Genomic DNA, 14,723 nt, shown 5'->3' on the forward strand with positions numbered 1-14,723 from the left:
GGAGGCGGCTTCACCTCGACGACGGGAGGCGGGGGCGGACGGAAGACGACGTCCGTGCCCTTCTTCTCCTGGATGACCTCACGGACCTTGTCGGCGGCGGAGACCACCACGACGCCGATGAGCACGAAGACGGCGACGGACGCCGAAGTGGAGAGCGCGAACCTTCGCGCCGAGGCGACATCGGAGGCGCTGTCGAACGTTTCGAACATGGCTGAGCCGCATATAGCGACGCCATGTTTCAGGGGTGTCCGGACCCCGTGACACTTTCAGGCCAGGAAGATGACGGAAGCGTCACGACGCCCGCATGCCACGCAGGGTGCGCGGCAGACGGGCCAGGGTGTCACCGGGCGTCATGGCCGACAGCGAGCCCTGCTTGCGCACCTGCCACAGCGTGGCGATCAGCAACGCGGTGTAGATGAGGGCGAAGGGGCGCATCAGCATCACATCATGCGACCAGTCGAACCCCAGGCCCTTGTCGGAGAACACGGTGCCGATGAAGGCGATCACCGCGACCAGGGTGAGGTTGCCGCGCGCGCGCCCCTCGGTGGCCGCGCGCACCAGGGGCCACGCGAGCACGTAGTTGGCCCGCCACGCCAACGGTGACAGGAGCGTCACGCCCAGGCAGCACAGGGCCAACAGGTCCGCGGGACCGGGCCGGGCCCACGCCACGCCCACCAGGAACACGGTGAGGGCGACCAGCTGCGCCAGGGTGATGGTGGCGCCGGGCGGCGTCTCGAGCGAGCCCGGGTAGAACAGGGAGATGAACAGGGTGGGCAGGCCCTGCGCGTTGGTGCTGAGCACCCAGGGCGGCGTGGTGCGCGCGAGCGTCTCGCTCCACAGCTGGAACTGGGCGAGCGTGCCGTCCCAGCCATAGCGCGCCAGGGTGGGCAGGCAGAGGAGCACGCCGAAGACGGCGGTGGCGCCGATGACCTTCCAGTGCCGGCGCCACAGGAAGAACAGGCCGATGAGGGCCGCGGGGGGCTTGAGCAGGAAGGCCACGGCGAAGGCCGCGCCGGGGCGCCACACCTGTCCGCGCTCGGCGCCCAGGGCCGAGACGACGACGAGCAGGAGCATGACGACGTCGACCTGGCCGTAGAACAGCTCGAAGGTGAAGGCGGGGAGCAGGGCGATGGTGGCGAGCGGGGGGCCCCAGGACCAGGGGGGCGCTTCGCCTGCGCCATGGGGGGCGCGGCGGGTGAGCCGGGCCACGGCGATGAGCGCGAGGATGGAGCCCACGTTCCACAGCGCCACGGCCATGCGCGAGGGCAGCAGGGAGAAGGGGATGAAGAGGGGCGCGGTGATGGGCGCGTACTTGAACGGCATGGTGCCGTCGGAGACGCGGTAGAGGTCGGTGCCCTCGATGAAGCGCTCGGCCGCGGTGAGGTAGACGCGGAAGTCCACGCCCCGGCGGGGGTGCTGGCCCACGGCGACGGCGGCGACGAGGAGCACGGCGAGCACCAGCCACCACAGCCAGCGGGCCCACCGGGTGGTGGTGGTGTAGGTCGTCTGGCTGGAGGGCTCGCTGAGCGCACTCGCGGACTGGGACGAGGTCGTCACGGGGCCAGGCTCCTGGTCGGGTGGACGGGCCCATTCACGCGAGGTGAGGGCCATGGGCGGGGAAGGCCGTGGTGTCGGCACGGCCCCAGGGCATCGACGTTCATCGCGGGAATGAAGGGCGGGGGAGGTGTTCACCATTTCACGCCGAGGCCCTGCCGGGCAACGGCCTGTGCGTGGAGGAGGGGGCGGCTCCACGGACAGGGGCTCGTCTCAGGAACACGGTGTCCGGCGGTGTGGGCCTGTCGTGGAGGGAGGTGTTTCACTGACCTGGCGGCACATGAGCCTGGCCAGGGAGCGTGCGGGCGCTCGACGTCATGTCTCACGGGCGATGACGGCCCGCCCGCGCGGAGGGCGCGCGGGGGTGTTGTCTGGGATTGGTCGCCCGGACGCAAAGTCAGACATCCGCGCGTGCGACGACCGCCGTCGACACGCTACAGCCCGTACTCCTCGAGCAGCCGCAGCCACACCTCGCTCATGGTGGGGAACGACGGCACCGCGTGCCAGAGCGTGTCGAGCGACACCTCACCCGCGACGGCGATGGTGGCCGCGTGCAGCATCTCGCCCACCTCCGGGCCGGTGAAGGTCGCGCCCAGGACGACGCGGCGCTTCTCGTCCACCACCAGCTTCGCGGTGCCGCCCAGCTTCTCGCCGAGCAGCGACGTGCCCGACACCTTGCCCAAATCGTACTGCACCGTGCGCACGGGCAGCCCCTTCTCGCGCGCCTTCGCCTCGGTGAGCCCCACGCTGGCCACCTGCGGGTGCGTGAAGATGACCTGCGGCGTGGCCTTCGTGTCGGCCCATGCGCTCGCCTTCTTCCCCGCGATGACGTCGCCCACCAGGCGCGCCTGGTACTTGCCCATGTGTGTCAGCAGGTTTCGCCCGTTCACGTCTCCGCAGGCATAGAGCCACCCTCCCTCCACGCCCTTCGCGCGAAGCTGGTCATCCACCTGCACCGTCTCGCCGGGCTTCAGCCCCACCGTCTCCAGCCCCAGCTCGTCCGTGCGAGGCACGCGGCCCATGCCCACCAGGAGCGCGTCCGCGCGGAGCTCCTCCCCCGTCGACAGCTTCACCGTCACCTCGCCCTGTCCCCCAGGCCGGCTCACGTTCGTGACGGTGGCCCCCATCACCACCTTCACGCCGTCCTCGCGCAGCGCGTGCTCCACCTGCTCGCCCACGAAGGGCTCGAAGCGGGACAGGAGCGCCTTGCCGCGCTCCACCAGCGTCACCTCCGCGCCGAGCGAGCGCCATGCCTGCGCCAGCTCCACCGCGACCACGCCGCCGCCCAGCACCAACAGCCGTTGGGGCACCTGCTTCGCCGCCGTGCCCTCGCGGTTGTCCCAGGGCCGCGCCCCCTTCAGCCCCGGGATGTCCGGGATGCGAGGCCGGCTGCCGGTGGCCAGCACCACCGCGCGCTTCGCCTCCAGCTCGCGCACGCTGCCGTCCTTCGCCTCCACGCGCACCTTGCGCGGGCCCGCGAGCTTGCCGTGGCCACGCACCACCTTCAGCTTCGCGCCCTCCGCCCACTTCACCTGCGAGTCGTCCTTGTAGTAGCCGACCATCGCGTCGCGGTGCTCGAGCACCGCGCTGGCCACCAGCGGACCCTTGAGGGTCTCCCGCACGCCGGGCACCTGCTTCGCCAGCCACAGCGCGTCTCCCGGACGCAGCAGCGCCTTGCTCGGGATGCAGGCCCAGTACGAGCACTCACCGCCGAGCAGCTCGTGCTCCACCAGGGCCACCGACAACCCGGCCGCGGCGGCTCGCGCTCCCGCGTTCTCGCCCGTGGGCCCACCACCAATCACCACCACATCGAAGACTTCCGCCATGTGTTCGCCCTCGCGCTCCTGCTGCGTAGGCAGCAAGGTGCGGGTGGGCCAATCCCACCGGGGGCTCCTCGTCGGATGGTGGAAAGAAGCGATGGCCACCACCGGACATCCGCGCGGCGCCCTCGGGAGTCCCGCGCCGTGCGCTGTCCGCCAGGAGACGACGGCCCCGCCCCGCGAGGATGTCGAGCACCACTGTCAGGACGGCGGCCACGCCATCGTCCGCGTCCGCCGTGGAACGCGGGCAGGCGATGAGCGCCTCCTCGCGTGAGACGTGAACCAGTCAGGTCCGCGGCGGATGCGTCCGTGCGCGGCGGGAGGTGTGCCATGGGGACTGCACTCAACGGTGTCTCGGGTCGCTTCGCGTCGTGCGCCTCCCTCGGAGACTGAGCCCCGCTTCCTCGTCGGCCCTCGCGGCGAGGTGGGACGAAGCGGGCCGGTTCCCGGACGGGACGGCAGGGCGTGAAGCCATTGTCACCGTGCAATCCGGCGACGTGACACGGGTGTTCTCGGGAGCGTGAGCCCCGACACTCCGTCGCGCGTGGCCCGGCTGGGAATCCTTTCGTCCACTCATGTCTTCTTCCAGGAACCGTCGTTCCCGCGCGCCGCGTCGGCGTGAGGGTGCTTCACCGTCGTCCTCTGAAATCCTCTCCGCGCACCACCTGCGCGTGCAGTCCTCGCTGTCCCACGAGGTGGCGCACCTCTTCCGCTCGGAGCTGTCGGACCCTTGCTTCGAGGGACTCCAGCTCGCGTCGTTCGAGCTGACACCGGACGGTCGCCTCATCCACATCGGCTACACCCTCACGCCCGAATCCGAGGCCAGTCCTCGTGAAGTGCGGGACGCGCTGGCGAGGACCCAGGGCTATCTGCGCTCGCTGCTCGCCGAGCACCTGGACCTCAAGCGCATCCCACGGCTGCGCTTCACGTTCATCGGTGTCACGGAGCCGGGAGGTGCGCGATGAGCCCGCGCGTCCTCCCCGCCGAGCCCGGGGGCGTGCCCATCCTCGCGTGGACGCGCCGGCTGCCACCGGGCGCGGAGGAGCAGCTGCGCCTCATCGCCTCCCAGCCCTATGTCGTCGAGCACGTGGCCGCGATGCCGGACCTCCACGTCGCGCGGCGCATCGCGGTGGGCTCCGTGTTCGCCACCGGGCATCACATCGTGCCCGGCGCGCTCGGAGGGGACCTGGGCTGCGGCGTGCGCGCGTATCGCTTCGCGTATCCCGCCGCGCTGCTCGGTCGAGACCTGCTGGAGTCGCTGCTCGCGCGTCTGTCCCGGGTCATCCCGGTGGGAGACGCCACGCACCGGGGCAGGGGGCTCGCGCTGCCCGTCGAGCTGGAGTCACCCCCGCTCTCCACCCAGCGACTGGGTCGCGAGTGGGCGCGACTGGCGCCCCGGCACCTGGGCACGCTCGGTGGAGGCAACCACTTCGTCGAGCTGGACCGGGACGCGGGCGGAGACCTGTGGTTGCTCCTGCACTCCGGCTCGCGGGGCGTGGGCGCCACCATCGCCGACCACCACCTCCGCGTCGCCACGGCGCTCGGGGAGGGCACGCTGCCGGGCCTGAGCCTGCACACCCCCGAGGGTGCCGCGTGCCTCGCGGACACCCAATGGGCCTGCCGCTTCGCCCGTGCCAATCGCGACGTGCTCGCCGCCCGCGCGCTGGAGGTGCTGTCCGACGTGCTCGGTATCACCCCCGACGCCGACGCCACCGTGGACGTCCACCACAACCACGTGGCGCCGGAGGAGCACTTCGGCCGCACGCTCTGGGTCCACCGCAAGGGCGCCGTGGGCTTGGAGGCCGGACAGCGCGGCCTCATCCCCGGCTCCATGGGCACCGCCTCCTATGTGGTGGAGGGCCTGGGAGAGCCCCGCTCGTTCCGCTCCTGCTCCCACGGCGCCGGACGTGTCCTCTCCCGGACGGAGGCGCGGGCCCGCATCCGTCCCGCCGCCCTGGAGCACGCCCTGCGCCGCGTGGTGCATGACGCCGGCAAGGCCGACTCCCTGGTGGAGGAGGCCCCCGCCGCCTACCGGGACATCGCCGAGGTGCTCGAGGACGAGGCCGACCTCGTCATCCCCGTGCGCCGGCTGACGCCCATCGCCGTCCTCAAGGGCTGAAACACCCCGGAACGGGGCCCGGCGGCACGCCAGCGCCGGGCTCCGCCGATACACCCGGAGCGATGTATTCACTCCAGGTGGAATTCAGCGCCCGAGGACGGCTCTTTCCGGGGTTGATCCACCTCCGCGTCGAACCTGACGTCAGAGTGGGTTCCCGAGGCCGTCCAGATGCCGTAGAATCGGCCGCCAGAAGTACACGTGCGAACCTGCTGGGGCGTCGTCTAATGGCAGGACATCAGACTTTGACTCTGAGTATCAAGGTTCGAATCCTTGCGCCCCAGTCAATCCGCTCCGGGGGGACGCGGTAGCCAGCGCGTCCGTCCGCGTGCATGAAGGACGGTGGCCCGATGCCGCAGAAGACACTCCTGCTGGTCTCCGTGGGAAGCCAGACCGCTTCCCTGTTGAAAGACCTCCAGGACCCGTTGGCGACCCAGATGGGGACCGCCTCGGTGGTGTCGAAGACTGTCCTCACCACGCCCGCCTACGCCTTCAACAAGGACCGGTCGCAGTACCACTGCAACGCCATCATGAAGCGGCTCACGCCGATGATGGAGCCGGGGCAGCAGCTGGTGCTGGGCGTGACGGACGTGGACCTGTTCGTGCCGGACTCGCCGTTCGTCTTCGGTGAGGCGGACCGGGAGTCGCGCACGGCGGTGGTGAGCGTGTTCCGGCTGCGCCAGGGCGCGGACGGGGAGCACCTGCGACGGCGCATCCAGGTGGAGGCCATCCACCAGGCCGGTCACCTGCTCGGGCTGTCCTACTGTGAGGACCCCCGGTGCGTGATGTTCTTCGCGCAGACGCCGCAGGACTGCGACCGCAAGCAGCTGTCGCTCTGCAACCAGTGTCGCAACGAGCTCAACAAGCTCAACCGTTGAGGCCGCGGCGCCCTCGCCAGCCTGCCCGTGAATGCCGTCGGATGCGTTGACGTCCGACCCCGTGCGCCCTGTAGTGCGGGGCTGCGGGACCGGGCCGGCTGACGTGGAGCGACGACTGTGATGACGGGCATGCGGGTTTTCGTCGGTGGCGTGTTGGCGGTGGGGCTGTTGGGTGGGTGCGAGGCGCTCGACGACGCGGGCGGTGGTGGTGGCATCGGCGACGTCGACTTCCGCCGGGGCTTCGCCTTCGTGCGGGAGGACGACCGCAACGTCTACGTGGTGGATGACGCGGGGGACCCCAACAGTCCGCAGCGGCTGACGAGCGCGGGCGGGGCGTACTGGCCCTCCGTGTCGCGGGATGGCCGCAGCGTCGTCTTCGTGACGCGCGCCACCAACGGCGCCACCGCCCTGCAGACGGTGCCCACCACGAGCGGCACGGTGGCCACGCTGTTCGGCGCCAACGACCCGGCGTGCGCGCGCGGCTGCTCCAACTTCCGCACGCCCACCTTCAGCCCGGACGGCCGCAGCGTCGTCTTCGTCTTCTCCCCGGGCAACAGCTCGCTGACGTCGCTGGGCCGGGTGAACACCGACGGCAGCGGCTTCCAGGAGCTCACCCCCAACACCACCATCGCCTACGGGGCGCCGTCGTTCGTGCCCGACGGCAGCGCGCTGGTGGCGCCCGCGGGCAGCGGCCTGCAGCAGCTCAACCAGGTGGCGTACGTGCCGCTGACGGGCGGCTCCATCATCTACACGTCGTCCCTGGGGGACGTCGTCGCGGTGGCCAACCGCGTCGTGGTGTCGCCGGACGGCACGCAGGTGGCGCTGGATGGACGCGGGGGCTCGGGCAGCGTGCGCACCTACGTGACGTCGCTGTCGAACGGGCGGCTGGGCGCGCTGCGGCGCGTGACGAGCTACGGCGGCGCGAGCGCCCAGGAGACGTGGCCCATGTGGACGGGCGTAAGCCAGGTGGGCTTCCTCTTCGCCGACTCGGCGGGCAGCGACCCGGGCATCTACCGCGCCACGGTGGCCGCGGCGCCGTCCAACTCCGTCACGCTCGCGGTGCCCAGCGCCGCCGAGCCCTCGTACGGCCCCCTGTAGTCCCCAGGGCAGGTGGCATCCGCGCCCCCAAAGGCGCGATGCTCGCGAGCACGGAGGCTTCCAGATGTCCCTCTTCGACGCCGTGCTCGCCAACGACAGCAGGTCCCTGAGCGCCCAGCTCGCCGCGGGCGCCGACCCCAACCCCTTCGATGACGAGGGGCTCACGCCGCTGATGGTCGCGGCGCGCGAGGGCCGCGCCGAGCTGGTGGCGCTGCTGCTGGAGGCGGGCGGGGACCCCATCCTCACCAACGCCCTGGGCGAGACGGCCCTGGTGCTGGCCGCCACCTACGGCAACACGGACAGCGTCCGCCTGCTGTGGGACTCCGGCTCCCAGGCCGACCAGGACATGGCCCGCGCGCACCTGGCCACCGGACGGACGGGCACCCTGGCGCCCACCCAACCCGAGGGGTTTCGTCACAAGCTCGCGTCGGCCAGCGCGTACGTGGCCGGCAAGCTGGGCGATGACGGCCCCACCGCGCGGCTGGAGCGGGCGCTGCGTTCGCAAAAGCAACGCAAGCCCTGAGCGCGCGTCGGCGCGGCGACAGTCGCGCCGTTTACCAGCGGCCACGCGCGTGTGGAGGCCGTCACCGCCCCCGCCCGCGGGACATACGGTGGTCTGGAAGTGTGAAGCGAGACCCCGCGCGTCGGGTCCTCTATGGAGCGGCCACATGGAGACCCCTGAACCGAAGCTCGTCCAGGGCGGGACGGTCCACGGACTGTTCCAGATTGCGCTGAAGGACCGCCTCTCCGCCGCCGGCTGGGAGGCGCTTCGCGAGGCGGGCCTGGACCTGTCCAAGCCCCTGCTGCCCACCTATCCGCTGTCGCAGTGGCTGCGCTGGCAGCGCATCGTGCTCGCGGATGTGTGGCCGGACCTCCCGGAGGACGAGGCGTGGCGCCAGCTGGGGCACGCCGTGATGCAGGGGCTGTTGGGCACGGTGTTGGGACGGATGCTCGGCGTGGGGGTGCGCGCGCTGGGGCCCCAGTTCGTGCTGTTCCAGCTCAACCGCGGCTTTCGCGGCGCGGACAACTACGTGACGTCCCAGGTGAAGGCGAGCGCCCCGGGCCGCGTGGAGCTGTGGCTCAGCGACATCAACGGGCGGCCCACCTACTACGCGGGCGTGCTGGAGTCGGTGCTCATGCTCTCCGGCGCGCGAAGTCCCCGCGTCGCCGTCCTCCACCGCGAGGGCCCGTCCTGCACGTACCTCCTGGAGTGGGAGCCCTGAGCCGCGGTCCACTGGACGCGTGAAACGACGAAGGCCCGGGGCTCCTTGAAGGAAGCCTCCGGGCCCTCGCTCGAGGCGGTCGCGGCGCTACTCCGGCTTGGCGCTCAGCGTGGCGCCAGGGGTGACACCGCCGGCGGGGCCACCGCGCGTCTCCAGCGCGTCGGCGACCAGCTCGGTGATGTCCTTGACCTTGATGTTCTCCTCGCGGCCGGTGTCGTTGACCGCGTCCTTGAGCATCGTCGAGCAGAAGGGACACGCCACGGCGACCACGCCCGTGCCGCCCTTCTCCTTGTAGTCACCCACCTGGCCGGGCTTCTTCTTGTCCGCGGCGTCCGGGTACGGCGTGGTCGGGTCCTCGGCGTGCTTGAGCGTCAGCGCCGCCTCGTTCAACCGGTTGTGGTTGATGCGCGTGCCGATGTGCTCCTCCATCCACATGCGGCCGCCACCGGCGCCGCAGCAGAAGCCCTCGCGCTTGCTGCGCTGCATCTCCACCACTTCCAGGCCGGGGATTGCCTTGAGCACTTCGCGGGGCGCGTCGTACACGCCGTTGTGCCGGCCCAGGTAGCAGGGGTCGTGGTAGGTGAGCTTCGTGTTCATCACCGCGGAGAGCTTGATGCGCTTCTCACGCAACAGCTCGTTGATGAGCTCCGTGTGGTTGATGACGCGGTACTCACCGCCGAACTCCGGGTACTCGTTCTTGATGGTGTTGAAGCAGTGCGGGCACTGGGTGATGACCGCCTTGACGCCCATCGAGTTCCACGACTCGACGTTCATCTTCGCCATCGTCTGGTACAGGTACTCGTTGCCCATGCGGCGCGCGGAGTCGCCGTTGCACATCTCCTGCTTGGACAGCGTGGCGAAGCTCACGCCCGCCTCCCGCATGATTTTGACCAGCGAGCGGCTGACCTTCTTCTGCTTGTCGTCGTAGCTGCCCGCGCAGCCCACGAAGAACAGGTACTCGTACGGGCCGCCGTCGTCACCCCACGTGGGCAGCGCCAAATCCTCCGCCCACTCGTCGCGCCGGTCCTGGCCCAGGCCCCAGGGGTTGCCCTGGCGCTCGATGCCCTCGAACACGCGCTGGATTTCGGGCGGGAAGTCCGCCTTCACCTGCACCTGGTAGCGGCGCATGTCGATGAGGCGCGGCACGTTCTCGATGAAGACCGGACACGCCTGCTCGCACCAGCCACAGCTGGTGCAGGCCCACACCGTCTCCGACTTGAGCGCGCTGCCGACCATCTCCGGCAGGGCCTCCTTCACGTGGTTGGGCCCGTAGCCCTCCTCCACCCACTGCTCGTGGTCCCAGAGCCAGTGCTTCAGGTCCTGGTTGACGGCCTTGTGCGTGAGCGGCTTGCCCGTGATGTACGTGGGGCAGTGCGTCTGGCAGCGGCCGCACTCGGTGCAGGAGTACAGGTCCAGGCCCTGCTTCCACGTCAGGTCCGTCACCGTCGCCGCGCCGAACTCCTCCTTCTCGAGGTTGGGCGTGGACAGCTTCCCGGTGGAGTGCGTGCGCTGGAAGAAGACGTTGGGCAGGCCGGTGATGATGTGGAAGTGCTTGCCGATGGGCAGGAAGTTCAGGAACGCCAGGACGATGACCAGGTGAATCCAGAACCCCGCCACGCCCAGCACGTGCGCCGCGGTCGCGCCCAGCGGCATCATCAAGAGGCCCGTCAGGCTGGTGAACGGCTCCCACCACACCAGGGCGGACGGAGACGCGGGCACCTGGGTTGCGCCCACCGGCACCTGCGCCGCGGCGTTCGCGGCCACCATGTGGCTGCCGCCGAACATGAACTCGGACACCATCAGCCCGGAGATGAAGCCCAGGATGAGGTACGCCTCCCAGGACTGGGACATGCGGTCCGGCTTCACCTTCCAGCGCGTCCACACGTAGTAGCCGCAGCCCACCAGCGCGAGCGCCGCCACCACGTCCTTCACCAGCAGGTAGACGCGGTAGAGCATCCCCAGCCCGGCGTTCTCCAGCCAGAACGGGTGGCTCAAGTCGGTGAACAGCTCCAGCGCGCCCGTGGAGAAGCCCATCGCGAACATCATCAGGGTGCGCACCTGCAGCACCAGGAACGCCGCGAAGATGAGCACGTGCATCAACCCGGGCGTGAACTCCTCCGGGTCCACCATGCGCCGCTGCCCGAGTCCGAAGAACACGAGCCGCTTGATGCGCAACGGGATGTTGTCGAGCCGCCCCTCCTTCTTCATCGCGAGCAGCACGCCCACGCGACCGGACATGGTCATCACGAAGATGGGGATGGCAATGGCGAGCAAAAGGCCGGTGATGATGGGGCTCATTGGGACTCGGGGGACCTCTCAGGGGATGTTGCGGTAGGCCCGTTGCCGCGATGCGGCAAAACTTGAGTGCCCGTCAACCCTAACAGGGGTGATTCTCGAATCAAGCATCGAGCGGGCGCCGTGTCCGGGACTGAAGCACGGCGCGGTGCCCTGGGCGAGCAAGCTGGCTCGCTACACCGATTTACCAACACCCGCACTCCACGCTCACCCGCTTGAAAACGGCCGGGTGTTGACAGGTGTGTGCTTCCATCCGGCCAGGATAGGCCCTACCTTGTACGATGGTGTCCTAGACTGTCCGCCACCAGATGTTGCGCCAACCCATTGTATTTATTGTGTTCGTGGCTGGAGGGCAGACAGGGGAGCCGTGGAGCGAGGGAGGGCCCGAAACTTTGACGTCCCAAGGGCTTTACAATGCGAAGCGACATGGTCACCATGGCTAGTAAATCGGTCAACGAGTCGTAGCCGGGTCCCGCATGGGGCGGGCCCACGAGGACCGAAAAAGGGGCGTCTGCGAGGAGGCGAGCCGGAAGGCCGTTCACCTCGTCGAGCGGAGCGCCCGTGGAGGAGCCGGACATGGTTCACGATGACACCACGTACATGGACGATGAGGGGCTGCCGTATGTGGACCTCGCGGAAGATGGCGAGTGCGAGAGCGTGACGCCCGTGGATGGCTCCGCAGGTGGCCGCAGGTGGGGCTACGCCGAGGAGTCGTGGGGTGGTTGGAACGCGGCGGAGTGACACGCGGCCCCCGCGGCTCATGGATGCGCGGGGGCATTGCTGAGACGTCGGTCGGCTCGCGCGGTGGCCCCAGTGAGGTGGCTCCCGGGCCGGTGACGGTGCTGGTGGGCTTTCCCGGACAAGACCCGAATCGTGGCCGAGGGTGTCGTGCGCCGCGTGGGGTGCGGACGGCCCCTCTTGCGTCCGGGGTGTGACTGCCGACATCCTCGATGATGCTGGCCTCACCCCCACGAGGCGCCCCCTGAAGGTCCATGAGACTTCCGGCCTTGGCGGACGCCGTCTGCCTGGGGCTGTTCGCGGCAGGATGGGTCGTGGGCTCGCACGGGAGCGCGGATGAAGCAGACGGCCTTGGCAGTGGAGCGGGACGCGGAGCACGGCCGGGAAGTGCTGCTGCTCGTCACGCTGGAGGCGGACGTCGACGCGCCTCGCGCCCCCGTGGCGGTGAACCTGGTGTTGGATCGCAGCGCCTCCATGCGCGGCATCCCCCTGCTCGCGGCGGTGCAGGCGGCGCAGGCGCTGGTGGAGCGCGCCAGCCCCCGTGACTATCTGGGCCTGCTCACCTTCGACGCGGAGCCGGAGCAGGTGCTGCCCGTGCGCGCGATGGACGCGCCCGCGAAGGCGGCGCTGCTCAAGGCGCTCTCCCGCCTGGAGTCCGGCGAGGGCACCGCGCTGCACGAGGCCGTGGAGCGGGGCGCGGACGCCGTGCGCCGCGTGCTCGTCCCCGGCGCGCGGCCCCAGGTGCTGCTGCTCACCGACGGCGAGCCGTCCGTCGGCGTGTCGAACCTCGCCGAGTTCAAGACGCTGGGCGCCCGCGTCGTCGAGTCCGGCGTCGTCCTCCACGCGCTGGGCCTGGGGCGCCACTACCTGCCCGACATCCTGGAGGCGCTCACCAGTCCGTCCGGCACGGGCTTCGTGCACGTGGACGACCCGGAGGGCCTGCCCGACGCGGTGGGCTCGCTGTCCGCGGAGCTGTTCGGCGAGGTGGGCTCGGACGCGCGCGTGTACGTGCTGCCCTCGGGCTTCCTGGAGCTGCGCTGCCGGCACCGCTATCCCGCGCGGGTGGAGGGGGACGCGATGAGCGCGTCCTTGGGCTCGGTGTCCCAGTCCTTCCCGCGCCGCGTGCTCTTCGCGGGACGTCCGGTGTCCACCGAGTGGAGCCTGGGTGTGACGACGTCCTTCGTGGAGGGCAGCGACACGCGCCGGGGGCCCGTGTCCGTCACGCGCGTGGACACCGACAGCGACCCGGGCCGCTTCGTGCGCGCGGTGTCCGCGGAGCTGGAGCTGGTGGCCGCCGAGGCCGCCGCCTGGAAGTCGCTGGGACGCAAGCAGCAGTCCGCCGCGGAGCAGGCGCTGGAGTCCGCGGACCTGGCCCTCTACAAGCTCGCGCGGCTGGGCGCGCCCGAGGTGCCCCCGCAGCGCCACCTGGAGCGGCTGGCGGACCTGCGCCGCATCGTCGAGCGTCGCGCGGCCCAGCCCCAGGCGCTGGTGATGCGCCGCGCGCACTCGGAGGCGTCCCGCATCACCCTGAGCCGCATCGGTCCGGCGCTGCCCCTGCCCGCCCTGGCGCCCTGGAAGTCGGAGGATTGAGGCTCGGCCGCCTGCCCCTCCCGGGTGGGCCGCCCCCGTGTTGGCGCTGGAATGTGTGCCTCGTTACCTCCCTGGACCACAGCCGGGCGCGGGGAATGTCCGCCCGCCTGGGAGGTTCTGGCACGGACGTGGTCCCCGCGCCGATGCTGGCGGGCCCGTCTCGGCTGGGTTAACGGGAGGCGCATGAAGCACTCGGTGTCCAAGAGGTTCGCCCTGGTGGGCGGTATCGGTCTGTGGCTGACGGCGGCGGTGGCGCACGCGGCGCTGCCTCCGTCCGCGGTGGCCACGGGCGCGCCCGACGAGGGCGACCCGCGCATCGAGGCGGCGCTGCTGGTGGACTCCACCCAGGTGAAGCCGGGCGACACCTTCCGCGTGGGCGTGCGCTTCCGGCTGGACCCGGGCTGGCATGTCTACTGGAAGAACCCGGGCGACTCCGGTCTGGAGACGGACATCGCGTGGGACACGCCCGGCTCCACCGTGGGCGCGCTCCAGTGGCCGTTCCCGAGCACCTTCCGCACCCCCGACGGCTTCATCACCACGCACGGCTACGAGGGGGAGGTGCTGCTGTTCGCGCAGGCGCGCGCCTCCGAGCAGGCCACCGGCTCGCTCAACCTGTCGGCCGCGGTGAACGCGCTGGTGTGCGAGGTGCACTGCATCCCCGCGGACCTGATGCTCACGCGCTCCATCCCGGTGGGGCCCGCGACGGTGGCGGACACCGAGGCCGCGCCCACGTTCGACGCGGCCAAGGCGCAGGTCCCCCGCCCGACGAAGGACACGGGGCACAGCGCGGTGCTCGCGCTGGACGCGAAGGAGCTCACCGCGGGCAAGGAGTTCACCGGCACCGTCACGCTGACGGGCGGCGCTGGCGTGCCCGCGACGGAGAAGGACTTCTTCGTCCCCGAGCGCAACCCCGGCGTGGACAAGGTGACGCTCACGCAGACGGCCCCGGGCCGCTATGCGCTCAAGGGCAAGGCGGAGCCGGACGCGCCGGAGGCCGAGCCGCGCCTCAAGGGCGTGCTGCGGCTGGGCACGAAGGCCACGGGCTATCAGGCGCTCGAGGTGGACCTGGCCCTGGCGCCCTTCGTGGCGGCGGCGCCGGGCTCCGCGCCAACGGCGGTGGCGAAGGCGCCCTCCATCAAGGACTCGCTCGCGGCGGTGAAGCCGGTGACGAGCGCCGCGCCGGCCGCGCCCCAGGAGTCGTCCATGGGGCTGGGCATGGCGCTGCTGTTCGCGTTCCTCGGCGGCGCGCTGCTCAACCTGATGCCGTGTGTGTTCCCGGTGCTGGCGCTCAAGGCGTACGGCTTCACGCGCATGGTGCGCCAGGAGCAGGGGCGGGTGGGCGCGCACGCGGCGGCGTACGCGGGTGGAATCGTGGCCAGCATGCTGGCGCTCGCGGGCGCGGTGCTGGCGG

12 protein-coding genes, 1 tRNA gene and 1 pseudogene are annotated in these 14,723 nt (G+C 70.8%); 10 read left to right on the top strand and 4 right to left on the bottom strand.

Annotated features, from left to right (window positions below; genetic code table 11):
- From FL311_RS31745 to FL311_RS31755, 3 genes and pseudogenes are all read right to left on the bottom strand, one after another.
- Nucleotides 1–209: pseudogene (locus FL311_RS31745) on the bottom strand (energy transducer TonB); the annotation flags it as partial.
- 82 nt (nt 210–291) lie between these two features.
- Nucleotides 292–1,557 (bottom strand): glycosyltransferase family 87 protein, encoded by a 1,266-nt coding sequence (locus FL311_RS31750; RefSeq protein WP_228557210.1) that lies wholly within the window; start codon nt 1,555–1,557, stop codon nt 292–294.
- A 431-nt stretch (nt 1,558–1,988) separates the two neighbouring features.
- Entirely contained in the window at nt 1,989–3,380 is a 1,392-nt protein-coding gene (locus FL311_RS31755; protein WP_141331077.1) for an NAD(P)/FAD-dependent oxidoreductase, read from the bottom strand.
- A gap of 569 nt (nt 3,381–3,949) precedes the next feature.
- Between FL311_RS31755 and FL311_RS31760 the strand changes: the two genes are divergently transcribed.
- From FL311_RS31760 to FL311_RS31790, 7 genes are all read left to right on the top strand, one after another.
- The gene (locus FL311_RS31760; protein ID WP_141331079.1) at nt 3,950–4,339 is read left to right on the top strand and encodes a ribosome-binding factor A; all 390 of its coding nucleotides are present in this window, start codon (nt 3,950–3,952) and stop codon (nt 4,337–4,339) included.
- Nucleotides 4,336–5,493 (top strand): RtcB family protein, encoded by a 1,158-nt coding sequence (locus FL311_RS31765; protein ID WP_141331081.1) that lies wholly within the window; start codon nt 4,336–4,338, stop codon nt 5,491–5,493. The genes FL311_RS31760 and FL311_RS31765 overlap by 4 nt, the downstream gene beginning before the upstream one ends.
- Before the next feature lie 210 nt (nt 5,494–5,703).
- A tRNA-Gln gene (locus tag FL311_RS31770) sits at nt 5,704–5,774 on the top strand.
- A gap of 66 nt (nt 5,775–5,840) precedes the next feature.
- Nucleotides 5,841–6,368, top strand: coding sequence for a non-proteolytic archaemetzincin-like protein (locus tag FL311_RS31775; RefSeq protein WP_141331083.1), 528 nt, complete (start codon nt 5,841–5,843; stop codon nt 6,366–6,368).
- 120 nt (nt 6,369–6,488) lie between these two features.
- On the top strand, nt 6,489–7,466 hold the full coding sequence (locus tag FL311_RS31780) for a PD40 domain-containing protein (RefSeq protein ID WP_141331085.1): 978 nt from the start codon (nt 6,489–6,491) through the stop codon (nt 7,464–7,466).
- Nucleotides 7,467–7,530: 64 nt separating this feature from the next.
- Entirely contained in the window at nt 7,531–7,989 is a 459-nt protein-coding gene (locus FL311_RS31785) for an ankyrin repeat domain-containing protein (RefSeq protein ID WP_141331087.1), read from the top strand.
- Nucleotides 7,990–8,134: 145 nt separating this feature from the next.
- The gene (locus FL311_RS31790; RefSeq protein ID WP_194869442.1) at nt 8,135–8,689 is read left to right on the top strand and encodes a DUF2378 family protein; all 555 of its coding nucleotides are present in this window, start codon (nt 8,135–8,137) and stop codon (nt 8,687–8,689) included.
- An 87-nt stretch (nt 8,690–8,776) separates the two neighbouring features.
- Here the strand turns inward: FL311_RS31790 and FL311_RS31795 are convergent, their stop codons facing one another.
- Nucleotides 8,777–10,987 (bottom strand): (Fe-S)-binding protein, encoded by a 2,211-nt coding sequence (locus FL311_RS31795; protein ID WP_141331091.1) that lies wholly within the window; start codon nt 10,985–10,987, stop codon nt 8,777–8,779.
- A 573-nt stretch (nt 10,988–11,560) separates the two neighbouring features.
- Between FL311_RS31795 and FL311_RS44340 the strand changes: the two genes are divergently transcribed.
- From FL311_RS44340 to FL311_RS31805, 3 genes are all read left to right on the top strand, one after another.
- Nucleotides 11,561–11,725 (top strand): hypothetical protein, encoded by a 165-nt coding sequence (locus FL311_RS44340; RefSeq protein ID WP_170300443.1) that lies wholly within the window; start codon nt 11,561–11,563, stop codon nt 11,723–11,725.
- Between the two features lie 333 nt (nt 11,726–12,058).
- Nucleotides 12,059–13,312 carry a VWA domain-containing protein gene (locus tag FL311_RS31800; protein ID WP_141331093.1) on the top strand — a complete coding sequence of 418 codons (1,254 nt, stop codon included), beginning with the start codon at nt 12,059–12,061 and terminating at the stop codon, nt 13,310–13,312.
- A gap of 183 nt (nt 13,313–13,495) precedes the next feature.
- Nucleotides 13,496–14,723: protein-disulfide reductase DsbD domain-containing protein (locus FL311_RS31805; RefSeq protein WP_255510378.1), on the top strand; the 1,228-nt coding region annotated here is incomplete at its 3' end.

The sequence above is a fragment of the Myxococcus sp. AB025B genome (assembly GCF_006518215.1).
In the GTDB taxonomy this organism is placed as follows: Bacteria; Myxococcota; Myxococcia; order Myxococcales; family Myxococcaceae; genus Myxococcus; species Myxococcus fulvus.

What these genes read in the sequence shown, in the direction of transcription:
- FL311_RS44340 (WP_170300443.1), top strand. Translation starts at nt 11,561, where the DNA reads ATGGTTCACGATGACACCACGTACATGGACGATGAGGGGCTGCCGTAT.
- FL311_RS31780 (WP_141331085.1), top strand. Translation starts at nt 6,489, where the DNA reads ATGACGGGCATGCGGGTTTTCGTCGGTGGCGTGTTGGCGGTGGGGCTG.
- FL311_RS31755 (WP_141331077.1), bottom strand. Translation starts at nt 3,380, where the DNA reads ATGGCGGAAGTCTTCGATGTGGTGGTGATTGGTGGTGGGCCCACGGGC.
- FL311_RS31775 (WP_141331083.1), top strand. Translation starts at nt 5,841, where the DNA reads ATGCCGCAGAAGACACTCCTGCTGGTCTCCGTGGGAAGCCAGACCGCT.
- FL311_RS31785 (WP_141331087.1), top strand. Translation starts at nt 7,531, where the DNA reads ATGTCCCTCTTCGACGCCGTGCTCGCCAACGACAGCAGGTCCCTGAGC.
- FL311_RS31790 (WP_194869442.1), top strand. Translation starts at nt 8,135, where the DNA reads ATGGAGACCCCTGAACCGAAGCTCGTCCAGGGCGGGACGGTCCACGGA.
- FL311_RS31800 (WP_141331093.1), top strand. Translation starts at nt 12,059, where the DNA reads ATGAAGCAGACGGCCTTGGCAGTGGAGCGGGACGCGGAGCACGGCCGG.
- FL311_RS31795 (WP_141331091.1), bottom strand. Translation starts at nt 10,987, where the DNA reads ATGAGCCCCATCATCACCGGCCTTTTGCTCGCCATTGCCATCCCCATC.
- FL311_RS31760 (WP_141331079.1), top strand. Translation starts at nt 3,950, where the DNA reads ATGTCTTCTTCCAGGAACCGTCGTTCCCGCGCGCCGCGTCGGCGTGAG.
- FL311_RS31765 (WP_141331081.1), top strand. Translation starts at nt 4,336, where the DNA reads ATGAGCCCGCGCGTCCTCCCCGCCGAGCCCGGGGGCGTGCCCATCCTC.